This window comes from Kosakonia cowanii JCM 10956 = DSM 18146 (genome assembly GCF_001975225.1).
GTDB lineage: Bacteria > Pseudomonadota > Gammaproteobacteria > Enterobacterales > Enterobacteriaceae > Kosakonia > Kosakonia cowanii.
Map to the genome: position 1 here is coordinate 1,753,736 of NZ_CP019445.1, position 24,861 is coordinate 1,778,596.

Consider the following 24,861-nt stretch of genomic DNA (forward strand, 5'->3'; position numbering starts at 1 on the left):
ACACAGGGCCAGGCAGGAACCGGAGGCGGCATGAGGGGAACCGCCTCCGGGCTGTTACCTTACCACCAGGCTTCCCACATCGCGCCGATGTTGAGCGAGTCGAGGGAGGTATCGTTGGTGCCGTTAACGCGCGCGGTGCGTTTGTTATCCACTTCGCCGCCGGTCACGTAGAAGCGCAGCATCGGGCGGAACTCCGGCCCCATCGCGATAGAGATGTTCTGCGACAGCGTGGCCTTCCAGCCGTGGTTGTCGCCGCCATCATCATAATCCACGCGCTGGTAGCCCAGCTCCAGCCAGGTCGAGTGCACATCGTTCCACCAGTGCATCGGGCGAACAATCGCGCCATAGTTGCGGCGGTTATCCGTTTTTATGCTGCTGTTGTCGTAATCATGGAAGGCGAGCAGGTAATCCACCTGGGTTTGCTGGGTGAATTTATAGGTCCCTTCAAAGCTGGTGTAGATGGCCTTCAGATCGTCGGTTTTGTTAAAGACGCTGTTGTCCGAGTTATCGGAGTAGCGGGCGATCAGTTTGTTGATGCCGCTGTCGTAGGTATGGCTCAGCACCGCGCCGCCCTGCCAGGCGTGCAGGCGCTCGTCGCGATCCACCGCTTTCGAGTCAAAGCCGTAGTTGGCGTAAATCTCCAGATCGAGCGGGCCGACTTTCATGCCGTGCACTTTTGAGGTGACCGCATAGTTGCCTTTATCGCCAACGTTAGAGCTGCCGGTACAGGTAATGCGCGACGGGTTGGATTCATCCTCCAGCACTTCCGGGCTACAGGATTCGATCGAGCCAACGGCCGCAACGTCAAACTGCACGCCGCCGATATCGAAGTTTTTCACCCCCGCGCCCTGACCGTCGTGGTTCATCCAGAAGTAGTCGTTGATCCCCTGCTGCGGACGCTGGTGGAAATCACGCCCCGCCCAGAAATAGGCGTTAGGGTTGGAGGCCAGCAGATTAGTCACGCCAGCGTAGGCTTTTTTCAGGTTAACTTCATCGCCCCAGTGATCGAACATCACGTTGATGTCCCAGATCGCGCCGTTATCGCCTTTGAACGCTTTCGAGAGCTGGAATTCGCCGCCGTTGCCTTCGTTGCCAAGGCGACCAATCGCCGACGCGCCGTTGTAGGAGCCGTCAACGCCGACATACTTCTGATCGCCGGACTGGTAATGCGCGCCATAGCGGGCATAACCGGTAAATTTCACGCCGTAAGGGATCGCCAAATCGGGGGTTTGCGCTGCGCTTTGCGGCTCCACTACCACATCGGCTTTTTTATTAATTGCGGCGTCCATTTTCGCCTCGCGTTCCGCCAGCGCTTTATCCACCGCTTTTGCGACAATGGCGTCAATTTGCTCTTGCGTAAACTCCTGGGCGAGGGCGGAACCAGAGCAAAGTGTAGCCGCAACCGCCAGCGCCACTGGAAGTTTTTTATTTATCTTCATGGTTATCTCAATATAGTAAGTTGTTCTCAGACAATAACCTTCCGCTCCGTTACAGAGTGGAATATTGCCATCATCAAAACAGACTGCTTTATTTTATTAAGTTGGGTACAGACGTATTAAGATTTACCGTAATCACTTCTCCATTCAGTTACGCTGATAAAGCTGAACGATCTCCTCAGATAATTCACGAGCTAATAACGACGTCATTAAATGGTCCTGCGCATGTACCATAATTAAGGTCATCGGCTGGCGGCCTTCGCCAGCATCCTGTTCGATTAATTTGGTTTGCATCTGGTGTGCCTGGCGCGCATAGCCATCGGCCTCTTTCAACAGCAGTTTCGCTTCATCGATGTTGCCTTCACGCGCGGAGCGCAGGGCTTCAAAGCAGAGGCTGCGCGACTGCCCGGCGTTGACGATAATCTCCATTACCGCCTCTTCAAGTGCGACCATAATTTTTAATCCTGAGTAGTGAAACCATTATTCTCAGCGGTGGCGGCAAACCACTCTCCGCTTTTTTTAACGGTGCGTTGTTGGGTGTCGAGATCTAATTGCACAAAACCGTAGCGGTTTTTATAGGCATTACACCACGACCAGTTATCAATAAAGGTCCACATATGGTAGCCAAGACAGTTGCTGCCTTCGCTAATCCCTTTATGCAGCCAGATAAGGTGATCGCGAACGAAATTAATTCGGTAGCTATCGTTTATTTGGCCATTTTCAATAAACCGCTGTTCATTCTCGACACCCATACCGTTTTCAGAAATAAAACAGCGCGGGTTACCGTAATTCATGCGCAGGTTAGTGAGAATATCGTAAATACCCGGTTCATAAATTTCCCACCCGCGATAAGGGTTCATTTTACGGCCCGGCATATCGTAATAATCAAACAACCACTCCGGCATAAACGGTGAATCGGGATTGACCGCGCTCTCCCGGCACTTTACCCGCCGCGGCTGGTAATAGTTGATGCCGAGCAGATCGATCTTCCCTTCTGCGATCAGCGCAATATCGTCTGGCTGGCAGGCGGGCAGCTGATTGTGCTCTTTCAGCAGCGCCACCAGGTCAGCGGGATACTCGCCACGCAGTACCGGGTCGAGAAAACTGCGGTTAAACAGTAAGTCAGCGTAGTGCGCCGCCTTCACATCCGCCGGGTGCTGCGAACGCGGATAAGAGGGCGTCAGGTTGAGCACAATGCCAATCTCACCGGGATGATGCCCGGCGCGAAAGGCGCGCACCGCGCTGGCGTGAGCCAAAACCGTGTTGTAAGCCACCGTGGCTGCGCGTTTGAAGTCGACCACGTTCGGGTAGTGGAAATCGTAAAGATACCCGCCTTCCACCGGCACAATCGGCTCGTTGAAGGTGAACCAGTGATGCACGCGATCGCCGAACAGCTCAAAGCAGATCTGCGCATAGCGGCTGAAGGCGTCGACCACTTCCCGGCTCTCCCAGCCGCCCTTCTCCTGCATCACCATCGGCATATCGAAGTGGAACAGGGTAATAAAAGGCGTAATGCCCTGCGCCAGCAGTTCGTCAATCACACTGTTATAAAACGCTACCGCCTGCGGATTCACCTCGCCGGTACCGTCCGGGATAAGACGCGCCCAGCTCAGTGAGGTGCGAAAGCTGTTGTGCTTTAGCTGCTTGAGCAGGGCGATATCCTGGCGCCAGTGGCGGTAAAAGGTCGACGTCTGCTGCGGCCCCACCTGCTGATGAAAACGCCACGGCTGACGGGCAAACCAGGCATCCCACGTGGTGGCGCTTTTACCGCCCTGTTCGCTTTCCCCTTCGGTTTGCAGCGCAGAGCAGGCGCTGCCCCACCAAAAGTTTGCGGGAAATTCATATTTCATTACCGGCTCCTTTTAATTACTGCTGACGGTTTCCGCCATCGGGGCGCTGCTCTGCGCGGCTTTTTCCTCTTCTGCTTTCATCAGCGAGTGCTCATAAGCGCGCAGGAAAGGCAGATACATCAGGGCGGACATCACCATACAGATCAAACACATTACCAGTGGGCTAAAGGCCCAGTTTGCCGCCCATGAAGCACCGATTGGCGCAGGCGTTGTCCACGGCGTCAGGGAGACTACCTGTGCCAGCAGCCCCATTTTGGTGGCGGTCCAGGCGAGCACGGCGTTAATCAGCGGAACGCAGACAAACGGCACAAACAGCATCGGGTTCATGATGATCGGCGCACCGAAGAGAATCGGTTCGTTGATGTTGAAGAAGCTCGGCACCACGCCCATTTTGCCGATGGTACGCAAATGGGTGACGCGGCTGCGCAGTAACAGGAAGGCCAGCGGCAGCGTGGAACCGACACCGCCAATCAGCAGGTAGTGATCCCAGAAGCCTTGCAGATAGACATGCGGTAACGCTGCGCCCGCCGCCAGCGCGGCCTGGTTTGCGGAGAGGTTGGCCATCCAGAACGGGTTCATGATGCCGGTGACAATCAGCGAACCGTGGATGCCGGCGAACCAGAAAATCTGGCACAGCAGCACAGAGAGCAGAACCGCGGGCAGCGAGTCGGAGGCGGAAACCAGCGGCTCAAGCAGATGCATAATCGCCTGCGGCATAATCATGCCGGTTTGCGCTTCGATAAAGAGGTTGAGCGGGTGCAGCGTGCCAATAATCACCAGCACCGGAATGAGGATCTCAAACGAGCGGGCCACGCCGGTCGGCACCTCTTTCGGCAGACGAATAGTGATCTTGTGCTGTTTCAGCCAGGCATAAACCCGTGACGAGTAGATCGAGGTGATAAGCGCCGTAAAGATGCCCTGGCCCGAGAGATACTGCGTCGAGATGGTGCCATCTTTGTAAGGCGCGGCGACCAGCAGAAAGGCCATAAACGCCAGCAGGCCGGTCATCACCGGGTCGAGATTAAACTGGCGACCGAGACTGGCGCCAATACCGACAGAGATGAAAAAGGTCATCACCCCCATGCTGAGGTTAAATGGCAACATCAGCTGTTCGCGGTATTCGGTCGAGAAATCAAGCCACGCGCGGGCGAAGCCGACGGTGGTATCCGCTGAAAAGGGCGGGAAAATAAACACCAGCATAAATGAGCCGATGATCATAAACGGCAGCGCGGCGGTAAAGCCGTCGCGGATGGCGATAACGTACTTTTGCTGACCGAGACGACCGGCCAGCGGCGTGATGCTTTGCTCAATCACCGTAATCATGGATTGGTAGAGGGAACTCATAAGAACACCTTTTAATGTGCCGCTTCAATCAGCGACAGAGCATAGTCCAGTACCTCGTCGCCACGTTGCATGCCGTAATCCATCGGGTTGATGGGTTGTACCGGAATGCCCTGGGCGGCGGCCTTTTCTGCCAGTGTTTTTAACATGTATTTAACTTGTGGACCGAGAAGCACGACCTGGTAGCGTGGAAACTGCAGATCAAACTCAGCTACGCCGTACGCGTCGATCTCAACCGGGATATCGCGGGCTTTCGCCGCCTCTTCCATTTTTCTGACCAGCAGACTGGTGGACATACCGGCTGAGCAACACAACATGATCCTGAACATCGTTAACCGTCCTCGAAGTGTAAAAAGTTATTGCGGAGACGATTGGATATCATATGGAAACCGGTTTCCATGGATTCGCCATAGAAGTGTGATAGCTGTCAATATCTGTAAATAATAAGGCTGAGTTATTGGATTTCCGTCACGAAATTGCGCCATTTGAACAGGCAAAACGGCGCAAATGGAAAATCGGTTTCCATGAAAAAAAGAAACGGCTATACTCGCGGTGGTTATAGATTAGCCATTGCAGTGTCTGTTTTTTGCGGGCGCACCTTGCGCCTGCCAGGGGAGAAAGATGTCTACAATCAACGACGTATCACGTTTAGCTGGGGTGTCGAAAGCCACAGTCTCACGGGTGTTGAGCGGTTCGCGCGGCGTTAAGGAAGCCAGCCGCCTCGCGGTACTGAAAGCGGTCGACGAGCTGAACTATCGGCCCAACGTTATCGCCCAGTCGCTGCTCAGCCAGTCGACAGGCTGCATCGGAGTGATTTGCGCCCAGGAGAACGTTAACCAGACCACCGGTTACCTCTACGCGCTGGAGAAGCATCTCAGCCAGAGCCAGAAGCACCTGCTGCTGCGCTTCGCTAATACCAAAGCAGAGGTGATGAGCGCGCTGGATGAGCTCACCTGCGGGCTGTGTGACGATGTGCTGATCATTGGCGCCCGTTTTCCGCTATCCATTGATGACGAGAATGTGATTCTCGTGGATTGCGTCGAGTCTGCCGATACTACGCTTAACAGCATTCAGTTCGATCGCGCCTTTGCCGCCGAAACCGCCTGCAACTACCTGACAAGCCAGGGCCGCCGTCAGATCGCGCTTATTCACCCGCACAATGCCGCCGCCGAACAGGTACTGCACGGTTATAAACTGGCGCTGGAAAACAATTTCCTGCCCTTTAACCGCAACCTGGTCTTTATGGATGACACCTCATCATCCGTGGCGCTGCAGGTGCTGCTGAACAACGCCACCACGCTTAACTTCAACGCGTTACTGGTTGCCGATGAGCAGGAAGCGCAGCGCGTGATCCCGCAGTTACAGGCGTTTAATAAGTCGGTGCCGGAAGATATTATGGTCTTTAGCCTCGCCGGCTCGCTGCATCTGCCGGGTATTCCGACGATTCCGGCGATTGAATATTCAATGGATGCAATGGCCGCGCGTATTGTGTCGTGGCTCAATGAAAAAACGCAGAGCGTATTAGGGACATATCGCGTTCGCGGGGATTTAATTATTCCGGATGTAAGAAAACGCTAAATAAATGGGCCTCCAGACGGAGGCTTTTTATTTTATAGTGGATAAGAATACTCTCTTCGGCGGTTAACCTTTCCCAAACTCATCCTTCGCTATTGAAATGTAATAGAAAATAAACAAACCTATCATACATCGATTTTAAGGGAGCTTAATCGGTATCGAGTCGTACCTGTAAAATCCATTCTTTTAATAAGGAAGGTAGCTATGCGGCACTCGAATATATGTGATTCAGGGATAAAAATCCTGTTCGCTTTTATTATTATGATGGTCGCCATGCCTGCGGATTCACATATTCAGAAGCCAATATCCGCTGCGATCGTACAGGTGTCGACGGATTCATTTACCCCCCTTCTTACCTCTGGCCGCAATACGGTGGCCAGGCATTTCGTCCGCATCGCCGGCGAAAAGCAAAAAAGCACCGACCCTGATGGGCTGCGGCATCGGGACTATTTCCGCAACCTGTCAGAGTGCCCCCTCTCTTGCGATCTGTGTGCATCCTGCTGCACCTGTTTTATGGGGCTTAGCGATAATCGTTCACGGCTGACCAGCTACAGCGTGCCGTTTAAGCCAGAAAGCCGACGTTATTCCGGCGATATTGAATGGTTCTCACCCTGCTGCCACACCATGCAAATGGCAGCCTGTTACTGAATTGAGAGTGCGTTTTTTCATATACCCCTGCGTTGATGGTCTGACTTGTACGACTTGTTAGATTTGCCGGTCTGTGGACCGGCTTTTTTTTGGCAGGCCGCCGCAGAGCCAAGGAGAAGAGCCGTGGAAAAGAGAGAGAGCCTCTGGAAAGTTGCCGGCATTACTAACCTCGCCAGCCGCCTCTATTGTCCGCTGGTCTCCCTGACGGATGGGCGTGTATTTCGCACAGTCCGACTGGAGCTTGATGGGGATCGGTTGAAATATATGACGCTGCGCGAGATAGAGGTGGTGGCGGTCAGCCTGATTAAAAATCATGCTGATGAAAAGACCTGAAACAGGCAGGCGTGCAGAAAGTAAAAAGCATTCGTCTGGGCACTACCTTCAATGCAAAAAAGAAGGCTGGAATAATCCCTAATGCCCAGGCGAATGCGTTCTGAAAGCGCAGAAATAATGAGTGGAATATAGCGAGATGGCCGTGCGTTATAAAGCCCCGGATTTCACTATCAGATTAAATAACGTGATCAGGGAGGGTTCTCATCTGTCCCTGTTTTACATCCTTCATGGCAGGGTAAATTACATTTATCAGATTCTGAGTCATAGCAGAAGTGGTAAAGCGGGCAGGTTTCGCAGAGCGCTCTCTCATTATTACAGCGCGTCTTGTACAAATGGTTAAGGCACTCGTTATCCTGGTTTTTATCCTCAACACTTAATACGCGAATCAACTCACGGGAAGACATGGTGTGCTCAATTTTTTGCGCGAGTTGTGATTTGTAGGCATATATTGTTTTAATCTGTAGGTTCTTTAATTCCGCTATTTTCTGTATGGAAAAACCCGCAATAAGCAGTCGCAGGGTGTTAATCTCATTGGGCGTTGCGCCCAGTAAATAAAGTCGATGATAGATTTTGTCCTGAATCTCTTTATATAACGTTTGCCTGTCATAGAGCAGATTCATCATTCTCGGTCGCATAATACCTGGCGAGAGGCAGACCGGTGAGCGATCCACACGCATCGCTGTCTCTATCTCTGCACGCGTCAGGGTAATCAGTTTCGAATGCGTTATGCAGCGCTTCTCTTCAAAATAAAATTCAGCAACGACTTTGTCATTGAGATGGATTTTACGCGCGGTAAAGAAAACGGCGCGCAGGCGTGACGTTGAGGCGACCGCTGCAATAAGTAATACCTTACGGTGCGGTGACGCATCAATGATTAAGGGAAGTGAGGTGTTTTTATGCAGGGCCTCTAAAAGCTTTTGCTCATCCTGATATATTTTTATAACAATAAAGCTGTTTTTTTCAAAAAATGCGGTGATGGCCAGGAGCGCAGGCCAGGAATAGCTAAAGACGATGATCTCAGCAGACATACAAAAACTCCCTTTATTTATACCTGCAAGTATGAGAGGTATTTTATTTTTAAAGCCCGGTATAAATTTCCAGACCGAGCCAAATCAAGCTGACGACCAACATGATCAAATAGATGGTTATTGCTGCAATCGTTCCGTCTGCAACCTTCTTTTTTTTATTTCCTTCTTCGTCCTGCCAGTATTTCTCTTCAGTGCAATTTTCTTTGAACCGATCCGGCTCATGGTTATTCCGTTCCATAACGTCCTCGTTTCTTTGATAGTAAAAGTCTCTGGCAAGTTGCCGCCATTTTTCCCTGAGCAGAACAAATAAACTGACGCCAATCACTCCCGTGGCAGTAGCAAAAAACATCCTGATGCTGTAGCGCATTCGCACGGGATAGAGTTGATAAGACTCTTTATCTATACGGTAAAACGTGTGGTTAATATCTTCTAAATAACATTTGCTGATTTCGTTAATCATGCTCTGCTGCTCATTGTTCGCTTGCTGCAGCACCAGCTGAATTGACGTATTCTGCGCGCCGGCAAACCACGAGAGTAGGGATATTCTAATCTGATTAGGACTGGAATCATCAAGATAGATATCCTGCCACTCGCCGCGAGCGATAACTTTTTTTAAGTAAATAAGGTAGTCATTAAAAAAAACGTCAGCTTCAATTACCACCTCAGCACCATAAAAGTTTTGTATACAGGCCATCAGGGGATAAAGAGAAAATTTTTCTGCAGAGCTGATGGTGAGTGATGTGAGCCATTGTTGAGGGTAATAAAATGTACTCAGTATCGCCAACATAAAACCTACTATACCAAAGCAAATGATGTCGCGGCGGGCATGATAAAGAGTAATTAATATTCCTGAAGTGTGATTGCTTTTATTACTATTCCCCATGCGGCACTGTTGTGATGCCATTTATTTAACCCTCGTTGTTAAATGGTTAAAGCAACCTCCTGGTCTATTAAGTAAGATATTTTTTGTTGCTGCTTTTTTCAAATCGGCAAAAAAAGGGTTAGCGGCAAACAGACAATTTTATGTGATCTGTGTCACATAAAATTGTGTATTTGATCGCGGAATAGCGTGATTCAGGCAGTAATAAAGCGATAAGTAAAACCAGGAATTTATTATCTCATGCAAAAAAGCTTTTAGTGATAATAATCTCTCTGTAGATAATTAGCAGGAATTGCGCTTTCGTTAAGAATATTCTTCTGTTTTTTCTTTTTGTCTGCAAATAATAATGGCCTGTTCAATAAATAATCTCAAGCGGGTATTTTTATTACGCCTGGCTGACTAACCAGCTTGCTAAGCCATTGTCACACTCTCCCACCGGTCGGCCGGGCACCATCCGCGCGATTTAACGCGTTTACTTTATTAGAAGATAACCAGGTTAATCCTTAGCTAAAAAAGTCAGCTGGTTAGCCATAAGATTGCTAAGGTCAGTTTGCTATAAGCCATACGTTTTCGTTGTTAGACAGGTTGAAGTGCGACTCTTATCTTTCGTCATGATTTGTAAATTTCATGCAATGACTTGATGAGGGAGCAATTTTGGCCAGGTTACTGAATCGCTTAACAACAAAGCCCACGCACTTCACCCTTGCGCTGAAAATTGCGTTGCTCAGCGGCATGGTGGCGTTTTCCACCGCCTCTTTCGCCGATGAACCCTTAAAAGAGGGAATCACACCCGCAACGGATGCCAGCCAGATCCCGACGGCGGCGAAATTACGTAAAGATACCGTTGTGGCCGGCATCTCTGAGCCGCAGGGCATTTTTAACCCCTACTTTTTCGTTAACGGTTGGGATGAGAACGTTACTAACGTCATCTTCTCGCGCCTGATCGACTGGGATAGCCACGGCAAGCTGGTGCCGGGCCTGGCAGAGAGCTGGACCATCAGCCCGGACAATAAGGTCTACACCATCAAGCTGCGCCCCAATTTGACCTTTAGCGACGGTTCACCGCTCACCGCAGAAGATGTAGCCTTCACCTTAACCGTGCTTTATGACCCGAAATATGACGGCGATACCGATATCACGTTAGCGAATATCGCGGGCGGCGCGGAGTATAAAGCGGGCAAAGCGGAGAGCGTCAGCGGCCTGAAAGTGATCGATGCCCACACGCTGCAAGTGACCACCACCCAGCCGGGCGCGACGACGCTGGCGAAAATCGGCGGGCCAGTGCTGTCGAAAGCCTATTACGGTAAAGGGTATCAGCGCGGCAATCTCGACTATTTACGCACGCTGCACGGCAAGCCGCTCGGTAACGGGCCGTACGTCTACGACAAATACATTCCAGGCCAGGAGATCCGCTTCCACGCCAATACCCATTTCTACCGTGGTACACCGCCGACGCCGCGCTTTATCTATCGCGTGACCAACCCGTCGACCAACTTCCAGCTTTTCCAGACCGGCGAGACCGATTACGACGCGTTTACCTCGCGCCCGGATGATATTGAGCAGCTCAAAATGCTGGGCTTCGCCAATATCAACCTCTACGGCTCCAGCGACTACAGCAAAGTGGAGTTCAACGTGCATCGCCCGGCGTTGCAGGATGCGAAAGTGCGTCAGGCACTGATTTATGGCCTCGATCGCCAGAAACTGATTGATGTGGTCTATCAGGGCTACGGCAAAGTGGCGATTGAGCCGATCGCGCCCATCTCCTGGGCCTACAACGCCGATGGCGTAAACCCTTATAAGTACGATCCGGCACAGGCGAAAAAGCTGCTGGATGAAGCCGGCTGGAAACCGGGCCCGGACGGCATCCGCGTAAAAGAGGGCAAACGCCTTGAACTGACGCTGCTGGTGAGCAAAAAAGTGCTCAACGATGCGCTGATCCCTATCGCGAAAGAGAACTGGCAGCAGATTGGCGTGTTGCTGAAGCCGCAGGTGGTGGACTTCAACGCCCTGATGTCCCAGCGCAAAGCGGGCAACTATGATCTCGCCTCGTTTAGCACCAGCACGCTGAACGATCCCCATGATGGCGTCTGGGATTACTACAGCACGGAAGCGAAAGAGTCGGGCTATAACAATCCGCAGGTCGATAAGCTGATTAACGAAGGCAACGCCGAGCTGGATGTTGAGAAACGCAAACCGATCTACCACCAGCTCTATAAAGTGCTGGCCGACGATCCGCCGGTGATTCTCCTCGGCTACCGCGAGATTCTGTCGGCGAGCAGCGCCCGCGTGACCGGCTTCAAACCGGACATCTATAACGGCCTGACCGGCAGCCTGCCGGATGTCAAAATCGTTAAGTAAGACCTTCACCGCCGCCGGGAATGCCCGGCGGCGGGCATGAGAGCGTTATGGGAAACTTTATCCTCAGGCGGCTGCTGCAAACCGTGCCGATGCTGCTGCTGGCTTCACTGATCATCTTTATGCTGTTCGCCAAAACACCGGGCGACTTTATCGACGGTAATATCACCCTGACCGCCGCCCGCGCCGCTGAACTGAAAGCGATTTACGGCCTCGATCAGCCCCTTTTTACCCGCTATCTGCACTGGCTTGGCCAGCTGCTGCGCGGCGATCTCGGCTTCTCGTTGCAGTACCAGATCCCGGTCAGCCAACTGCTGAACCAGTACATCTGGAACTCCTTCCTGCTGGCAAGCATCGCGCTGGTTTTCTACTGGGGGATTGGCCTCGCGGTCGGCATTGCTTCAGCGCTGAAACCCAATTCGCTGTTTGACCACGTGGTGAGCGTGGTGGTCTTCGCCGCCATGTCCTTTCCGACCTTTTTCCTCTGCCTGCTGCTGATTAAGTGGTTCGCCGTTGATCTGCACTGGCTGCCGGTGGGCGGCATGACCAATACCGGCAGCGATGAAAGCGGCTGGGCGTGGGTGATGCAGGTTGCCGCGCATCTGGCGCTGCCGGTGCTGGCGCTGGTGATGTTGCAGGCGGGCAGCCTGACGCGCTACTTCCGCGCCAGCATGCTCGATGTGGTGAAGATGGACTTTATCCGCACCGCCCGCGCCAAAGGGCTGCGCGAGCGCACGGTGATCTTCAAACACGCGCTGCGCAATGCCCTGCTGCCGATTATCACTCTGCTCGGTTTTGAGCTGCCGGGGCTCTTTTCCGGGGCGATCATCACTGAAAAAGTGTTTAACTGGCCGGGTGCCGGGCATATTCATATCGATTCGCTGGCCGCGCGGGATTACCCCGTGCTGATGGGTTTCACCCTCTTCCTGGCGGTATTAACCATTGTCGGCAACCTGATTGCCGATGTGCTCTACGCGTGGGCTGACCCGCGTATCCGGGTGAGGTGATAATGCTGGGTTCACTCTTCTCAACCAACCGCCGTCTGCGTAAAGCAGAGATCCCGGCGCTGGCTCAGGCGACGCCGTCACCGTGGCGACAGGCGTGGCGCGCGCTGCGTCACAACCGGCTGGCGATGCTCTGCCTGCTGGCGCTGATTGTGATGGCTGTCTGGTGCGTTGTCGGGCCTATCTGGTCGCCGTGGAAAAACGACGCTACCGATGCACTGATGATCAACAAACCACCTGGTGCTGCGCACTGGCTGGGCACCGATTTCCTCGGGCGCGATGTCTACACCCGCCTGCTGTTGGCCGGACGTATTTCGCTGATTATTGGTCTGCTGACCATGCTGCTCTCCGTAGCGCTCGGCTACCTGCTTGGCGCCCTGTCGGGCTATGCGGGCGGCTGGACCGATAAAGTGATTATGCGGCTGGCGGATCTGGTGATGACCATCCCAAGCCTGCCGCTGCTGATTGTCGCCGGGGCGATGCTGTCGGAGCTCGATTTCCCCGCCGAATCGCGTATCTACATGGTGGTAGTGATGCTGAGTCTACTGGAGTGGCCGAAGCTGGCGCGGCTGGTGCGCGGGCAGATCCTCTCCCTGCGCGAGCGCGATTTTATGCTGGCCACCCAGGTGCTGGGCCTCTCCTCGCGTCGCCGTCTGTTTGGTCACCTGTTACCCAACACGGTGCCGATTCTGGTGGTGATGGCGACCATGGCGGTGGCGAATGCCATTTTGATGGAGTCGGCGCTCAGCTACCTTGGCATGGGCGTAGTACCGCCGACACCGTCGTGGGGCAATATGATGGATGCCGCCAACAGCCTGATCGATTTTCAACGCCGTCCGTGGCTGTGGATGCCGCCAGGGATTGCCATTTTTATTACCGTGATTGCCATTAACGTGCTGGGCGATGGCCTGCGCGATGCGCTCGATCCGAAGATGAAACGGAGCCTGAAATGAGCGAACCGCTGGTCACATTCAACCAACTTTCCGTCTCTTTCGCCGCAGAGCAGGGGCGCGTGCGCGCCGTGCAGGAGGTCTCCTTTGCCATTAAGGCCGGGCAGACTATCGGCGTAGTCGGTGAATCCGGCTGCGGAAAAAGCGTCACGGCGATGTCGCTGATGGGTTTGCTGCCACCGCAGGCGGCGCGCATCGATGGCGGGGAAATCCGCTTTCAGGGCGAGGATCTGCTGCGCCTGAAGCCGTCGAAAATGGCCGATCTGCGCGGCAACCAGCTGGCGATGATTTTCCAGGAGCCGATGACCGCCCTGAACCCGGTGCTGACCATCGGTGAGCAGCTGTGCGAGCCGCTGATCCGCCATCGTGGTCTGTCAGCGAAAGCGGCCTGGCAGCGCGCAACGCAATTAATTGCTGAAGTGGGGCTGGCCCGGGCAGAGAGCCTGATGAGCAGCTACCCGCATCAACTCTCCGGCGGCATGCTGCAACGCATCATGATTGCTATGGCACTGAGCTGCCAGCCGAAGCTGCTCATCGCCGATGAGCCAACTACCGCGCTGGATGTCACCGTGCAGGCGCAAATCCTGCGACTGTTGCGCGACCAGGCGCAGGCGCACCATATGGCGCTGATGTTGATCACTCACGATCTGGGCGTGATCGCACAGATGGCGGAGCATGTGGTGGTGATGTACGCCGGGCGGATTGTCGAGCAGGGGCCAACCGCCGACGTGTTACGTCATCCGCTGCACCCCTACACCAAAGGGCTGATCGCCTCGCGTCCGGTGCCGGGCGAGCGGCGGCGTCGGCTCTACTCGATTCCCGGCCAGGTGCCCGATCTGGCTGAACTGCCGCCGTGGTGCGCCTTTTACGATCGCTGCGAGCGCGCGACCGATGCCTGTCGGCGCGGCATTCCGCCGCTGATGGGCGACGAGACCCGGCAGGCGGCCTGTATTCACAGTGCGTTAACGGAGCCGCAGGCATGAGCGCAGAGTATGTGATTGAAGTTAACGACCTGAAGAAGTACTTCCCGCTGCGCGATGGGCTGTTTGGTCAGCAGACCGGAGAGGTGCGTGCGGTTGATGGCGTCAGTTTTAATATTCGCCCTGGCACTATTTTTGGCCTGGTCGGCGAATCCGGCAGCGGCAAAACTACCGTCGGACGTACGCTACTCGGGCTGTACGACAAAACCGCGGGCAGCGTGAAGTATCGCGGCCAGGAGCTGGGCGATCTCCCGGCGAAGGCGCTGCGCGCCCTGCGACCGAAAATCCAGCTGGTGTTTCAGGATCCCTACAGCTCGCTCAACCCGCGCATCCGCATCGGCGATGCGATTGGTGAAGCGATGCTGGAGCATAAGCTCTGCACCCGCGCAGAGCTGTATGACAAGGTGATTGCGGTGATGAAGATTTGCGGGCTGGCGCCGCAGCACTACAACCGCTTTCCCCATGAGTTTTCCGGCGGTCAGCGCCAGCGAATTGGCATTGCCCGCGCGCTGATCCTCAACCCCGACTTTATTATTGCCGACGAGCCGATTTCAGCGCTGGATGTCTCCATTCAGGCGCAGATTATCAACCTGTTCGCCGATCTTCGCGACGACTTCGGCGTCACGTTTCTCTTTATCTCCCACGATCTCGGCGTGGTCGAACATCTGTGCGATGACGTGGCGGTGATGTATCTCGGGCAACTGGTGGAGACCGCCAGCCGCGACACGCTCTTCAACCAGCCGCTGCACCCCTATACCCGCGCGCTGCTGGCCGCTGTGCCGACTCTCGATCCGCTGCGTGAGCCGGTAGCGGCAGTGCAGGGCGAGATCCCTGACCCTTCGCGACCGCCGCCGGGCTGCCGCTTTTCGTCGCGCTGCCCGCACGCCACGGAGATCTGCCGTGAACAGGCACCAGCGCTGCGTGAAGTGGCTTCCGGGCATCATGTTGCCTGCCACTGGGTGGATAAGATGTAGTGCCGCTTCGCCGTGCTTCCCCAGGCTGTTCTATGCTTATCAGTCCTGTCTGAAATCATGGGGAACACGGTACATGAGAGCACTTACTTATCACGGTTCACATAAAGTCAGCGTCGATAACCACCCCGATCCGATTATCCAGGCGGCGGATGATATTATCCTCCGCGTGACCGCGACGGCGATTTGCGGCTCGGATCTGCACCTTTATCACGGCAAAATCCCCGGTACGCATCACGGTGACATCTTCGGCCATGAGTTTATGGGCGAAGTGGTCGAGACCGGGGCTGGCGTGCATGCGGTCAGCAAGGGCGACCGGGTAGTGATCCCGTTTGTTATCGCCTGCGGCGAATGTTTTTTCTGTAAGCTCCATCAATACTCCGCCTGTTCGGAAACCAACGAAGGCAAAGGTGCGGCGCTAAACCGAAAAGGCATTACTCCGCCGGCGGCGCTGTTTGGCTACAGCGATCTCTATGGCGGTATTCCCGGCGGCCAGGCGGAGTATGTCCGCGTGCCGAAGGCCAACACCGGGCCGTTTAAAGTGCCGGATACGCTCTCTGACGAGAAGGTGCTGTTCCTCTCCGATATTCTGCCCACGGCCTGGCAGGCGGTAAAAAACGCCGAAATTAAACAGGGTTCAAGCGTGGCGATTTATGGCGCAGGCCCGGTCGGGCTGCTGTCGGCGGCGTGCGCGCGTCTGGAAGGGGCTGAACAGATTTTCATGATCGATGACAGCGACTACCGGCTCGCCTTCGCCCGCGACCGCTACGGCGTTATTCCCATCAACTTTGATAAGAATGACGATCCGGCGGCGTGGATTATTGAAAACACGCCGGGCCACCGCGGTGTTGATGCGGTGATTGATGCCGTGGGCTTTGAAGCCAAAGGCAGCACCACCGAAACGGTGCTCAGCACCCTGAAAATTGAGGGCAGCAGCGGCAAAGTGTTGCGCCAGGCGATTGCCGCCGTACGGCGCGGCGGGATTGTCAGCGTGCCGGGCGTCTACGCCGGGTTTATTCACGCCTTTATGTTTGGCGACGCCTTCGATAAGGGGCTGACCTTCAAAATGGGGCAGACTCACGTCCACTCATTCCTGCCGGATCTACTGCCGCTGATTGAGTCCGGCCATCTCAAACCGGAAGAGATTGTCACGCACCATATGCCGCTCGAAGAGGCCGCCCGCGGCTATGAGATCTTCGATAAGCATGCAGAAGATTGCCGCAAAGTGATCCTCGTTCCGGGGCTCAACGCCGCGAAAGCGACGATCTAACCCCGCCAATGCCCGGTTCGCCGGGCAGACAAGCAAAAAGCCCGGTGCACCGGGCTTTCAGGCATGTTTTAGCTCCTCGAAAAGCTCCGGATGCTTGTCCAGCGCCTTAAAGAGCAAAACTAAAGGTCTTGGCGGTGCAACACGTCCGGTTTCGTACCGGCTAAAGGCGTTTGCGCCACCGCCAAACATCTCTGCCGCCTGGCGCTGATCGAGATTAAACCGCTTTCGGATAGTGGCAATAAACTGAGGATCAACCTCTTCTGCGTTAACTTTGCGGACAAAAGCCGCAACCTGTTTTGAGTAAAGTTCACCGTTCAGACGGTCAAAAATGATCTCTCCACATGCGTCGCAGTAATCGCCTGCGATCGCAGTGAGCGTAGTCACTTTCCCTTTGTAACGGTATTCAATGTTGCGGGTGTCATATTTAAGTCCCGCAGCGCCGCAAACAGGGCATTTCATTTATCTCTCCTTAAATGACACGATCAGTACATCGTCAGAGACGATTAACTTTAGATAAAGTTTTTGCCTCTTCCAGACTGGCCGGTAAACATCGTGCCACACCGTATGATCGACATATGCCGTCATGCTTTTAAAAAAATCTTCTGAAGTGAGCGCCTGAATTACTGCGCACATCTCGTCAAATGGCGGTGGATTAAAGCCTAATTCAATCGCTCCCGCGACAGCGCTGGCCGTGGTTCTGACCTTTCCCTCAAGCACCATCCGCTTGACGATATGTAAGCGGACATGGGGAGTTCCTTTCTCCATAGTTTTAACCTAAAAGCTAAATTATGCAAATAGGGTAAAAAGCTACCGCATGCAATGTCCTGGTCAAAGCGGGAAAGTAGGGAAATGCGGGTGATGAACTGGTTGGCCTGCAAGAGAATGCAACAAATAAAAAGCCCGGTGAACCGGGCTTCCATTTTTAGATAAAGGTGAAGATCTCGTCGCGCGGCAGGCGGGATTTAGGCAGCGCGGCGTTAAAATCCTGTTCGCTGCGCACGCCGAGCGATACCAGCACGACGCTGGTCAGCCCTTTCTCGCGCAGGCCCAGCGCCAGGTCGAGTTCACGCGCGTCAAATCCCTCCATCGGCGTGGCGTCGATGCCGAGCATCGCTGCGCTGAGCAGCAGGCCGCCGAGCGCCAGATAGACCTGTTTCTCCATCCACTGCGGCAGATCGCGCTGCTCATAGCGGTGAAGATCGACATAGGAGCGGCGACCCTTATCCTGACCCGCTTTCGCGCCGTCAGCCACAAAGCGACCATCCTTCTCCTCCTGCGCAAGCACCTTTTGCAGGTGGGCTTCATCGAGATCGCTGCGCATGCAGAGCGCAATCACGTGCGAGGCATCGGCAATTTTCGGTTTGTTATAGATGAAGTTGCTGGTGGCGGATTTCGCCATCGCCGCGCGTCCCTCCTCGCTTGAGGCGACAACAAAGTGCCACGGCTGCGAGTTAACGGAAGAGGGGCTGTTGTGCAGCACGTTGAGCAGGGTGTCGATCTTCTCCTGCGGCACGCGCTGAGCGGGGTCGAAGGCTTTGACGGTATGGCGGGAAATCACGGCTTCATCAAGGGTCATTTTTCTCTCCTGGCGAACATTCAAATAATGCGGGGCGCACCGTCCCGTAGAGTCGCCGAGGATAAACGCAACGCCAGCGAAGATAAATTGGTGAAAAACGGCAACACTTTCACTCACAAAGTGAAAATGCGGTTTGCCTGCGCCCGCTTTTCTGGCACAACAGAAGCGCTTGTTATTTGCCGTTCGGAGAGATGATGATTCGGCTGGAAGATGTCACGCTGTTTGTTCGCTCGGCGCTGCTGGGCAGTTTTTCTAACGCCGCGCGCGAAGCCGGGCTGCTTCCCGGCCAGGTCAGCGCAGCGGTGCACCGTCTGGAGCGCGATCTCGATAAGCGCCTGTTCGTGCGCTCGACCCGCAGCCTGCGCTTAACTGCCGAAGGCGAAAAGTACCTCCCCTTCGCCCAGGAGATGCTGGAGGTGGTGCGCGCCGGGGCTGAAAGCCTGCATAGCGGCGATAACGAACCGCAGGGCGAGCTGCGCATGGCGGTGCCATCCGATCTGGGGCGTAACGTGCTGCTGCCGATCATCACCCGTTTTTGTGCCCAGTATCCGAAGGTCTCTCTGCGCCTCTCCCTTTCCGATCAGCTTAGCGATGTGTTTCGCGATCCGGTGGATGTCGCTATCCGCTACGGCGTGCTGGATAACAGCAGCTATGTGGCGCTGCCGATTGCCGAAGATAACCGCCGGGTGCTTGCCGCCTCGCCCGCTTATCTGGCGCAGCACGGCAGGCCGCAAACCCTCGATGAGGTGGTTAACCATCACTGTCTGCTCTTCACCATGAACAACCAGGTGTATGACAAATGGAGCTTTCCGGAAAATGGCCTGCGTCGGCAGCTGATCGTCAAAAGCCGGATGTTATGCGACGACGCGGATGTCGCCCGCCGCTGGGCGGTAGAAGGGATGGGCATTGTCTATAAATCGTGGATCGATGTTAGCGCCGATGTACTGGCCGGGCGGCTGGAGATGTTGCTGCCGCAGCATCCCGGCGAGGCCGCGCCGCTTAACCTTATCTGCCCGCACCGCAAACAGTTCTCCCCGGCGATTCGCCACCTGCACGCGGTTTTGCGGGAAGCGTTAAGACCCATTACTGCACAGCTGCGCAGCCTGGCAGCGGAAAAAACGCACGGATAACCAAAAGCGATCGCCATTACGCGCCAGGCTTAAAGTTTGACCTTCACAGGAGGAAGTGGCGATGGCATTACGTTCATTAGGCACCACGGGGTTACAGATCCCGGCATTAGTTTTTGGCGGCAACGTATTCGGCTGGACCGTCGATGAGCAGCAGAGCTTCAGTTTGCTGGACGCGTTACTGGAAAAGGGCTTTACGGCGATCGATACCGCAGACGTTTACTCTGCATGGGCGCCGGGCAACAAGGGTGGCGAATCGGAAACCATTATTGGTAAGTGGCTGGCGGCGCACCCTGGTCATCGCGACAAGATCACCCTATTTACTAAAGTGGGCGCCGATATGGGCGAACCCGGCAAAAAAGGGCTTTCGGCACGCTGGATTGAGCAGGCGGTTGATGACTCACTCCGTCGCCTGCAAACGGACTATATCGACCTCTACTTCTCCCACTGGCCGGATAGCGAAACACCCTACGATGAAACGTTAGGCGCTTACGAAAAGTTGCTGAAAGCGGGGAAAATTCGCGCGATTGGCGCGTCCAACCTCGACGCCCAACAGTTGGCAGAATCGCTGAAAGTGGCAGATGAGAAAGGGTTGCCGCGCTACCAGGTACTGCAACCGGAATATAACCTCTACGATCGCGAGAGCTTCGAAGGCGCGTTGCAGGATTTAACGGTACGGGAAAATATTGGCGTGGTGACCTATTACAGCCTCGCTTCCGGCTTCCTGTCAGGCAAATATCGCAGCGAAAGCGATCTTAACCAGAGCCAGCGCGGGCAGGGCATCGCCAAATACCTGAATCCACGCGGCTTCGCCATTCTCGACGCGCTCGACAAGGTGGCGGCGAATCATAATGTGAAACCCGCCGAAGTAGCGCTCGCTTGGCTTGTTAACCAACCGGGCGTCACCGCGCCGATTGCCAGCGCAACCAAAACCGCACACGTCGAGAGCTTCGCTACCGCGGTGGCGCTGAACCTCTCCACCGACGAGATCGCCGCACTAAATAAAGCCGGCGCGTAAACCACTAAATGCCCGGTGGCGCGCTGCTTACCGGGCCTACGAACTTCTGCACTTCATAAAATAAGGTTTTATAATCGCGCCACCTTCACTGTCGGCTGAAATAAAGATTATGAAAGCTTACGCCCTGGTTTCCCTGCTCCTTCTGTTTAGCCATCACGCTTATTCCGCGCAAAAAAGCATTTCCCACTGCATCGAACAATATGGCGAAAACAATGATGAGTGCCTGGCGGATGTAAACGATACCTCTGAGGCTGCGCTGAATAAGGCTTATGAAGCGAAGCTGAAAGAGATCGCCTCTTTTGACTACACGCGCTGGTGGCGAGGCTCTCAGGAGCAGAAAGATCGCATGCTGGCAACCTATAAGCAGAATCAGAAAGAGTGGCTTCAGTACAGAAACAGCTACTGTGAACTGGTGAGCACACAAGCCATGGGCACCCATGTATTTGGTGAAGCTATGTTAGGTTGCGTTCTCAATATGAATGCGTTGCGCATCGATCAGATTAATAAAATCCGGCTTTAAAACCGCCATACCGCGATGCTTTTCCGGCCCACAAACCCCGTAGGCCGGATAAGGCGCAAGCCGCCATCCGGCATCGCCCTTCATTGCTGGGAGCCGACCCGCCAGGCCATCGCAGCGCTGGCGACGGCGAACAGCGCCATGATCCACGCCATCGTCCACGGCGTGCCGTCGCGAAATCCCGCCAGCAGCAGGGAAGAGATAATGCCGCTGCCATATTGCAGGGAGCCAATCAGCGCCGAGGCCGAGCCGGCAAAGGCCGGGACGGTATCCAGCGCGGCGGCGGTCGAGGCAGCGGCGATAATGCCGTTCATCGAAAAGAAGACAAACACCGTAATCAGCACCGCAACCAGACCGCCAAATTGCAGCTTCACCAGCAGCGCCAGCACTATGCCCGCGAGGGCAGCCAGCGTGACGGCAATCTTCAGCAGCTTATCGAGCGGATGGCGCTGCACCAGCCGTCGGTTAACGGCACTCATCCCCATCAGACCAACAATATTGAGCGCAAACAGCCAGCCAAAATGCTGCGGCGCGACGCCGTAATAGCCGATATAGACGAACGGCGAGCCGGTGACGAAAGCGTACGCGGAGACATAGAAAAAGGTGACGCACAGCGTGTAACGCATAAACGCGCGGTTGCGCAGCAGCGTGATGTAGTTGCGAAATACGCCCGCCAGCGATGCATGAATGCGCTTCTCGGCGGGCAGGGTTTCCGGCAGCGCGAAGAGGGAGACAAACATCAGCCCGCCAATCACCACCAGGATCCAGAAAGCCGCATGCCAGGTAGTGAACTTGATAATCTGCCCGCCCGCCAGCGGCCCGATAATCGGGGCGATCGCCATAATAATGGTCAGGGTAGAGAGCATCTGCGCCGCGCGGGTGCGCACAAAGAGGTCTCGGATCATCGCTCGCGCCAGCATCGGCCCGGTACAGGCACCAAATGCCTGAAACACGCGCCAGAACACCATCTGATGGATCTCCGTCGATAACGCACACCCCGCCGAGCCGATGATAAACAGCACCATGCCGATAAACAGCGGCTTGCGGCGACCAATCGCATCGCTCACCGGCCCCCACACCAGCTGCGCCAGCGCGAAGCCCATCAAAAAGCCGGTGATGGTCAGTTCGACATCGCCCTGCAGCTCGCGCGCCATCAACGGCATCGCGGGCAGATAGATATCCGTCGACAGGGAGGTGAAGGCCATCAGCGCGCTGAGGATCGCGAGAAACAGCGGCCCGTGTAGCTTGGTTTGCATAAGATCCTGATTAAGTCACGAAGAGGGTGCCGACAACGCGGCGCGTTAACTTAAGCAGGGCGACACAAAGCATAACGCCATTAAATCATCATGGCGTTAACGCGGGCTCAGGCGTGGCGTTCACTGACCGTCATGGTAAAGACCACGGGGAGGTCGCCATCGTTGGCGTAGTGGTGCGGCACATCGGTTTGCGCCACGGCAGAGCACCCTTCGGCAATAATCAGCGACGATTGCGCGACCTCTAACGTCAGCGTACCGCGCTCAACGTGCAGCAGCTCGACGGTGCCGACCGGATGGCCAGGCGAGGTAAAACGCTCACCGGGAAAGATCTCCCAGCGCCACAGCTCAAGCATATCCGGGCCGCTGGTGCCCGCCAGCAGGCGCGCGCTGCCGCCTTTCTCGCCGCGCCAGAGCAGCGGAATATCCTCTTTGGCAATCAGGTGCGCCAGCGGTTTACTGGCGACATCAACAATGTCGGCCACCGAGACGCCCATCGCCGCCGCAATTTTGCACAGCAGCGCGATGCTCGGGTTGGCGAGACATTTTTCAATCTCGACCAACATACCTTTACTGACGCCCGCCCGGCGGGAGAGCTCATCCAGCGAGAGTTTTTGCTGCTTACGAAACGCTTTGATTCGCGTAGCAACCGCTTCACTGACGCGCTGGATATCCGCGCCGGAGTCGGTCGATTTATTGACTTTTTTGGTCATCGGTCGATACTGTGCAATAAAATGGTCACTAAAAAGGATTATCCAATGCTTTCCGTTCAGCCGTCAATCGATGCGCGTCTTGCCGCGCTGGCGCCCGGCTTTCGCGCTATCAGCATCTCGTTGCAGGCCGCGCCGCTGATCCACCCGCAGGTGGGCGAAGAGGCGTTAATCCACGCTTGTGCATGTGTCGCGGCGGGCGAGCCTGCGTGGGCGGATGCGCACCTGGCGGCCTGGGATGAAGTGTTTAAACAGTTTGGCGCGAAACCCAAACGCACGCCCTGTTCCGCCCAGGCTTTACGAAAACGCGTATTGCGAGACGGTGTACTACCCGCCATTGACCCGGTAGTCGATCTCTATAACGCCATCAGTTTGCGCTACGCTGTGCCGGTCGGCGGCGAAAATATCGCCGCGTATGTCGGCGCGCCCTGCCTGACGCTGGCCGACGGCAGCGAGCCGTTCGATACCCTGAAAGAGGGCGAACCGGCGCTGGAATCACCGGAGCCAGGGGAGGTTATCTGGCGCGATGCGCAGGGCGTAACCTGCCGACGCTGGAACTGGCGTCAGGGTGTGCGTACCCGGCTGAGTGCGGCAGACAGCCAGATGTGGTTTATCCTTGAGAGTCTGCCGGCAATGCCGCTCGATGCATTATGTGAGGCAGGCGACGAACTGATCGCCGGGTTAGGTCGTATGATGCCGGGTTGCCACACTGAAAAAAGCCTGATTGGGTTTGCGTAATGAGGGAACAAGAATGGACTTCACAGGATTAAGCGCCTTTGCGCTGACGCCGCTTCTCGATGACCGCCTGGATGAGGCGGCCTATATCACCATTATTGAAAAACTGCGCGCTGCTGGCGTCGACTCCATCGGCGCGCTCGGCTCTACGGGATGTTATCCCTACTTTAGCCGCAGCGAGCGCGCGAGCGTCCTGCGTCTGGCAACGGAGTATTCCGGCGCAGTGCCGGTGATCGCCGGGATTGGCGCGCTGCGTACGCGCGATGTGCTCTGGCTGGCGGAGGATGCGCAGAAAGCGGGCGTCAGCGCCGTGCTGCTGGCCCCGGTCTCCTATCATCCGTTAACGGAAGATGAAGTCTTCGATCTGTTTGCCACCGTCACCCGCGAACTGTCGGTGCCGCTCTGTATCTATAACAACCCTAACGCCACGCACTTTAACTTCAGCGACGAGCTATTTGCCCGTATCGCCCAGCTGCCTAATATTGGCTCGATCAAAATCCCGCCTCTTGCCGCGGAGCTTGCCCCGGAGCGGGTGAGTGCGCTGCGCGCGCAAATCCCGGCGGAGATCCGCCTCGGCATCAGCGGCGACGGCACGGCGGTTGAAGCGCTGAATGCCGGGTGCAGCGTCTGGTATTCGGTGTTCGGCGGGCTCTTCCCGCAGGCGGCACTGGCAATTTCCCGCGCGGCGATGGCGGGCGATATCGTACAGGCGCGCCAGCATACCGCCGCGCTCCAGCCGCTATGGGATCTGTTTAAGCGTTACGGCGGCAGCCTGCGCGTTATCGCCACTGCCGCAGAGCTGCTCGGCGTGGTGAAAGCACCGTGTTTACCCGCGCCTTTACAGACGCTGCAAGGCAACGCACGACGCGAGGTTGCCCAGGTTATTGAGCAACTGCGATTAACCGTGTGAGAGGGATGCCGGATGGCGGCTGCGCCTTATCCGGCAAAAATAGCTTTGTAAACCCCATAGCTGGTACGTACTGTCGAAGCATTAAATTTCAGCACTGGAACAGTAAATGGTAAAAACAGCGGTCTTCAAAAGTAATCGTCGTCTGACCATGCACGCGCCCAAAGCGGTGACGCTGCCAGGGGACGTGAAACAGGTCGATATCATTTCCGTAGATAATTCGCGCATCATCATGCCGGCGTTGGACAGCTGGTTTGACGGTGAAAGAGCATCATCAGATTTTATGCCTTCACGGGAACAGCCGGGCGAACAGGACAGAGAAGCGTTTTGATGCTCAAATCATGCTTGATACAAACTTCTGAATTTTCGACTTATAAAATAAGCCAGAAATCCTCCG

General features: G+C 55.3%; 27 protein-coding genes. 15 read left to right on the forward strand and 12 right to left on the reverse strand.

Going from position 1 to position 24,861, the window contains the following annotated elements; all coding sequences use genetic code 11:
• Positions 1-59: 59 nt before the first annotated feature.
• The 5 genes from BWI95_RS08125 to BWI95_RS08145 form a co-directional block, all read right to left on the reverse strand.
• A complete protein-coding gene (locus tag BWI95_RS08125; RefSeq protein ID WP_076769300.1) occupies positions 60-1,439 on the reverse strand; it encodes a carbohydrate porin in 1,380 nt (459 codons plus the stop codon).
• Positions 1,440-1,583: 144 nt separating this feature from the next.
• Positions 1,584-1,889 (reverse strand): PTS lactose/cellobiose transporter subunit IIA, encoded by a 306-nt coding sequence (locus BWI95_RS08130; protein ID WP_094422682.1) that lies wholly within the window; start codon positions 1,887-1,889, stop codon positions 1,584-1,586.
• A gap of 5 nt (positions 1,890-1,894) precedes the next feature.
• Positions 1,895-3,286 (reverse strand): glycoside hydrolase family 1 protein, encoded by a 1,392-nt coding sequence (locus tag BWI95_RS08135; RefSeq protein ID WP_076769301.1) that lies wholly within the window; start codon positions 3,284-3,286, stop codon positions 1,895-1,897.
• A gap of 12 nt (positions 3,287-3,298) precedes the next feature.
• The gene (locus BWI95_RS08140) at positions 3,299-4,630 is read right to left on the reverse strand and encodes a PTS sugar transporter subunit IIC (RefSeq protein WP_076769302.1); all 1,332 of its coding nucleotides are present in this window, start codon (positions 4,628-4,630) and stop codon (positions 3,299-3,301) included.
• An 11-nt stretch (positions 4,631-4,641) separates the two neighbouring features.
• Positions 4,642-4,956 carry a PTS sugar transporter subunit IIB gene (locus BWI95_RS08145; protein WP_042715075.1) on the reverse strand — a complete coding sequence of 105 codons (315 nt, stop codon included), beginning with the start codon at positions 4,954-4,956 and terminating at the stop codon, positions 4,642-4,644.
• Between the two features lie 292 nt (positions 4,957-5,248).
• Between BWI95_RS08145 and BWI95_RS08150 the strand changes: the two genes are divergently transcribed.
• The 3 genes from BWI95_RS08150 to BWI95_RS08155 all read left to right on the forward strand — a co-directional run bounded on the left by BWI95_RS08150 (position 5,249) and on the right by BWI95_RS08155 (position 7,183).
• The gene (locus tag BWI95_RS08150; protein WP_076769303.1) at positions 5,249-6,205 is read left to right on the forward strand and encodes a LacI family DNA-binding transcriptional regulator; all 957 of its coding nucleotides are present in this window, start codon (positions 5,249-5,251) and stop codon (positions 6,203-6,205) included.
• Positions 6,206-6,406: 201 nt separating this feature from the next.
• Complete coding sequence (locus BWI95_RS23280) at positions 6,407-6,850, forward strand: hypothetical protein (RefSeq protein WP_156884900.1); 444 nt, start codon at positions 6,407-6,409, stop codon at positions 6,848-6,850.
• A 123-nt stretch (positions 6,851-6,973) separates the two neighbouring features.
• On the forward strand, positions 6,974-7,183 hold the full coding sequence (locus BWI95_RS08155; RefSeq protein ID WP_042715070.1) for a hypothetical protein: 210 nt from the start codon (positions 6,974-6,976) through the stop codon (positions 7,181-7,183).
• A 188-nt stretch (positions 7,184-7,371) separates the two neighbouring features.
• Here the strand turns inward: BWI95_RS08155 and BWI95_RS08160 are convergent, their stop codons facing one another.
• On the reverse strand, positions 7,372-8,211 hold the full coding sequence (locus BWI95_RS08160; protein ID WP_042715068.1) for a helix-turn-helix transcriptional regulator: 840 nt from the start codon (positions 8,209-8,211) through the stop codon (positions 7,372-7,374).
• Positions 8,212-8,260: 49 nt separating this feature from the next.
• Entirely contained in the window at positions 8,261-9,115 is an 855-nt protein-coding gene (locus tag BWI95_RS08165; protein ID WP_156884901.1) for a hypothetical protein, read from the reverse strand.
• Between the two features lie 708 nt (positions 9,116-9,823).
• Between BWI95_RS08165 and BWI95_RS08170 the strand changes: the two genes are divergently transcribed.
• The 6 genes from BWI95_RS08170 to BWI95_RS08195 all read left to right on the forward strand — a co-directional run bounded on the left by BWI95_RS08170 (position 9,824) and on the right by BWI95_RS08195 (position 16,621).
• A complete protein-coding gene (locus BWI95_RS08170) occupies positions 9,824-11,449 on the forward strand; it encodes an ABC transporter substrate-binding protein (protein ID WP_373456989.1) in 1,626 nt (541 codons plus the stop codon).
• 47 nt (positions 11,450-11,496) lie between these two features.
• Positions 11,497-12,453, forward strand: a complete 957-nt coding sequence (locus tag BWI95_RS08175) for an ABC transporter permease (protein WP_054803558.1) — start codon at positions 11,497-11,499, stop codon at positions 12,451-12,453.
• A 2-nt stretch (positions 12,454-12,455) separates the two neighbouring features.
• Complete coding sequence (opp4C, locus tag BWI95_RS08180) at positions 12,456-13,403, forward strand: oligopeptide ABC transporter permease (RefSeq protein ID WP_076769306.1); 948 nt, start codon at positions 12,456-12,458, stop codon at positions 13,401-13,403.
• On the forward strand, positions 13,400-14,383 hold the full coding sequence (locus tag BWI95_RS08185; protein ID WP_076769307.1) for an ABC transporter ATP-binding protein: 984 nt from the start codon (positions 13,400-13,402) through the stop codon (positions 14,381-14,383). The genes opp4C and BWI95_RS08185 overlap by 4 nt, the downstream gene beginning before the upstream one ends.
• The gene (locus tag BWI95_RS08190; protein ID WP_054802734.1) at positions 14,380-15,354 is read left to right on the forward strand and encodes an ABC transporter ATP-binding protein; all 975 of its coding nucleotides are present in this window, start codon (positions 14,380-14,382) and stop codon (positions 15,352-15,354) included. The genes BWI95_RS08185 and BWI95_RS08190 overlap by 4 nt, the downstream gene beginning before the upstream one ends.
• Positions 15,355-15,427: 73 nt before the next feature.
• On the forward strand, positions 15,428-16,621 hold the full coding sequence (locus BWI95_RS08195; protein ID WP_042715056.1) for a zinc-dependent alcohol dehydrogenase: 1,194 nt from the start codon (positions 15,428-15,430) through the stop codon (positions 16,619-16,621).
• A gap of 57 nt (positions 16,622-16,678) precedes the next feature.
• On the opposite strand, the gene BWI95_RS08200 is transcribed toward BWI95_RS08195, so the two are convergent.
• The 3 genes from BWI95_RS08200 to nfsB form a co-directional block, all read right to left on the reverse strand.
• Positions 16,679-17,080: a type II TA system antitoxin MqsA family protein gene (locus BWI95_RS08200; RefSeq protein ID WP_076769308.1), complete on the reverse strand. Its 402-nt coding sequence runs from the start codon at positions 17,078-17,080 to the stop codon at positions 16,679-16,681.
• Positions 17,081-17,386 carry a type II toxin-antitoxin system MqsR family toxin gene (locus BWI95_RS08205; RefSeq protein WP_076769309.1) on the reverse strand — a complete coding sequence of 102 codons (306 nt, stop codon included), beginning with the start codon at positions 17,384-17,386 and terminating at the stop codon, positions 17,081-17,083.
• A 157-nt stretch (positions 17,387-17,543) separates the two neighbouring features.
• Positions 17,544-18,197, reverse strand: a complete 654-nt coding sequence (gene nfsB, locus BWI95_RS08210) for an oxygen-insensitive NAD(P)H nitroreductase (RefSeq protein ID WP_054802733.1) — start codon at positions 18,195-18,197, stop codon at positions 17,544-17,546.
• Between the two features lie 194 nt (positions 18,198-18,391).
• Here nfsB and BWI95_RS08215 point away from each other — a divergent pair, with 194 nt between their 5' ends.
• The 3 genes from BWI95_RS08215 to BWI95_RS08225 all read left to right on the forward strand — a co-directional run bounded on the left by BWI95_RS08215 (position 18,392) and on the right by BWI95_RS08225 (position 20,862).
• On the forward strand, positions 18,392-19,327 hold the full coding sequence (locus BWI95_RS08215; RefSeq protein WP_076770293.1) for a LysR family transcriptional regulator: 936 nt from the start codon (positions 18,392-18,394) through the stop codon (positions 19,325-19,327).
• Between the two features lie 61 nt (positions 19,328-19,388).
• Complete coding sequence (locus BWI95_RS08220; protein ID WP_076769310.1) at positions 19,389-20,342, forward strand: aldo/keto reductase; 954 nt, start codon at positions 19,389-19,391, stop codon at positions 20,340-20,342.
• Between the two features lie 109 nt (positions 20,343-20,451).
• Positions 20,452-20,862 (forward strand): lysozyme inhibitor LprI family protein, encoded by a 411-nt coding sequence (locus BWI95_RS08225; RefSeq protein ID WP_054802732.1) that lies wholly within the window; start codon positions 20,452-20,454, stop codon positions 20,860-20,862.
• 80 nt (positions 20,863-20,942) lie between these two features.
• On the opposite strand, the gene BWI95_RS08230 is transcribed toward BWI95_RS08225, so the two are convergent.
• A complete protein-coding gene (locus BWI95_RS08230; protein ID WP_054802731.1) occupies positions 20,943-22,115 on the reverse strand; it encodes a multidrug effflux MFS transporter in 1,173 nt (390 codons plus the stop codon).
• Positions 22,116-22,222: 107 nt separating this feature from the next.
• Complete coding sequence (locus BWI95_RS08235; protein ID WP_076769311.1) at positions 22,223-22,825, reverse strand: helix-turn-helix domain-containing protein; 603 nt, start codon at positions 22,823-22,825, stop codon at positions 22,223-22,225.
• A gap of 45 nt (positions 22,826-22,870) precedes the next feature.
• Between BWI95_RS08235 and BWI95_RS08240 the strand changes: the two genes are divergently transcribed.
• The 3 genes from BWI95_RS08240 (at position 22,871) to vapB (ending at position 24,795) form a co-directional block, all read left to right on the forward strand.
• Entirely contained in the window at positions 22,871-23,560 is a 690-nt protein-coding gene (locus tag BWI95_RS08240) for a B3/B4 domain-containing protein (protein ID WP_076769312.1), read from the forward strand.
• A gap of 13 nt (positions 23,561-23,573) precedes the next feature.
• On the forward strand, positions 23,574-24,467 hold the full coding sequence (locus BWI95_RS08245) for a dihydrodipicolinate synthase family protein (RefSeq protein WP_054802728.1): 894 nt from the start codon (positions 23,574-23,576) through the stop codon (positions 24,465-24,467).
• Positions 24,468-24,573: 106 nt separating this feature from the next.
• Positions 24,574-24,795 (forward strand): type II toxin-antitoxin system VapB family antitoxin, encoded by a 222-nt coding sequence (gene vapB / locus BWI95_RS08250; protein ID WP_054802727.1) that lies wholly within the window; start codon positions 24,574-24,576, stop codon positions 24,793-24,795.
• The last annotated feature ends 66 nt before the right edge of the window (positions 24,796-24,861 follow it).

What these genes read in the sequence shown, in the direction of transcription:
- BWI95_RS08125 (WP_076769300.1), bottom strand. Translation starts at nt 1,439, where the DNA reads ATGAAGATAAATAAAAAACTTCCAGTGGCGCTGGCGGTTGCGGCTACA.
- BWI95_RS23280 (WP_156884900.1), top strand. Translation starts at nt 6,407, where the DNA reads ATGCGGCACTCGAATATATGTGATTCAGGGATAAAAATCCTGTTCGCT.
- BWI95_RS08195 (WP_042715056.1), top strand. Translation starts at nt 15,428, where the DNA reads ATGAGAGCACTTACTTATCACGGTTCACATAAAGTCAGCGTCGATAAC.
- BWI95_RS08200 (WP_076769308.1), bottom strand. Translation starts at nt 17,080, where the DNA reads ATGAAATGCCCTGTTTGCGGCGCTGCGGGACTTAAATATGACACCCGC.
- vapB (WP_054802727.1), top strand. Translation starts at nt 24,574, where the DNA reads ATGGTAAAAACAGCGGTCTTCAAAAGTAATCGTCGTCTGACCATGCAC.
- BWI95_RS08220 (WP_076769310.1), top strand. Translation starts at nt 19,389, where the DNA reads ATGGCATTACGTTCATTAGGCACCACGGGGTTACAGATCCCGGCATTA.
- BWI95_RS08185 (WP_076769307.1), top strand. Translation starts at nt 13,400, where the DNA reads ATGAGCGAACCGCTGGTCACATTCAACCAACTTTCCGTCTCTTTCGCC.
- BWI95_RS08130 (WP_094422682.1), bottom strand. Translation starts at nt 1,889, where the DNA reads ATGGTCGCACTTGAAGAGGCGGTAATGGAGATTATCGTCAACGCCGGG.
- BWI95_RS08215 (WP_076770293.1), top strand. Translation starts at nt 18,392, where the DNA reads ATGATTCGGCTGGAAGATGTCACGCTGTTTGTTCGCTCGGCGCTGCTG.
- BWI95_RS08165 (WP_156884901.1), bottom strand. Translation starts at nt 9,115, where the DNA reads ATGGCATCACAACAGTGCCGCATGGGGAATAGTAATAAAAGCAATCAC.
- BWI95_RS08135 (WP_076769301.1), bottom strand. Translation starts at nt 3,286, where the DNA reads ATGAAATATGAATTTCCCGCAAACTTTTGGTGGGGCAGCGCCTGCTCT.
- BWI95_RS08190 (WP_054802734.1), top strand. Translation starts at nt 14,380, where the DNA reads ATGAGCGCAGAGTATGTGATTGAAGTTAACGACCTGAAGAAGTACTTC.
- BWI95_RS08170 (WP_373456989.1), top strand. Translation starts at nt 9,824, where the DNA reads ATGGTGGCGTTTTCCACCGCCTCTTTCGCCGATGAACCCTTAAAAGAG.
- BWI95_RS08160 (WP_042715068.1), bottom strand. Translation starts at nt 8,211, where the DNA reads ATGTCTGCTGAGATCATCGTCTTTAGCTATTCCTGGCCTGCGCTCCTG.
- BWI95_RS08245 (WP_054802728.1), top strand. Translation starts at nt 23,574, where the DNA reads ATGGACTTCACAGGATTAAGCGCCTTTGCGCTGACGCCGCTTCTCGAT.
- BWI95_RS08150 (WP_076769303.1), top strand. Translation starts at nt 5,249, where the DNA reads ATGTCTACAATCAACGACGTATCACGTTTAGCTGGGGTGTCGAAAGCC.
- BWI95_RS08240 (WP_076769312.1), top strand. Translation starts at nt 22,871, where the DNA reads ATGCTTTCCGTTCAGCCGTCAATCGATGCGCGTCTTGCCGCGCTGGCG.
- BWI95_RS08140 (WP_076769302.1), bottom strand. Translation starts at nt 4,630, where the DNA reads ATGAGTTCCCTCTACCAATCCATGATTACGGTGATTGAGCAAAGCATC.
- BWI95_RS08205 (WP_076769309.1), bottom strand. Translation starts at nt 17,386, where the DNA reads ATGGAGAAAGGAACTCCCCATGTCCGCTTACATATCGTCAAGCGGATG.
- BWI95_RS08235 (WP_076769311.1), bottom strand. Translation starts at nt 22,825, where the DNA reads ATGACCAAAAAAGTCAATAAATCGACCGACTCCGGCGCGGATATCCAG.
- BWI95_RS08230 (WP_054802731.1), bottom strand. Translation starts at nt 22,115, where the DNA reads ATGCAAACCAAGCTACACGGGCCGCTGTTTCTCGCGATCCTCAGCGCG.
- nfsB (WP_054802733.1), bottom strand. Translation starts at nt 18,197, where the DNA reads ATGACCCTTGATGAAGCCGTGATTTCCCGCCATACCGTCAAAGCCTTC.
- BWI95_RS08145 (WP_042715075.1), bottom strand. Translation starts at nt 4,956, where the DNA reads ATGTTCAGGATCATGTTGTGTTGCTCAGCCGGTATGTCCACCAGTCTG.
- BWI95_RS08225 (WP_054802732.1), top strand. Translation starts at nt 20,452, where the DNA reads ATGAAAGCTTACGCCCTGGTTTCCCTGCTCCTTCTGTTTAGCCATCAC.
- opp4C (WP_076769306.1), top strand. Translation starts at nt 12,456, where the DNA reads ATGCTGGGTTCACTCTTCTCAACCAACCGCCGTCTGCGTAAAGCAGAG.
- BWI95_RS08175 (WP_054803558.1), top strand. Translation starts at nt 11,497, where the DNA reads ATGGGAAACTTTATCCTCAGGCGGCTGCTGCAAACCGTGCCGATGCTG.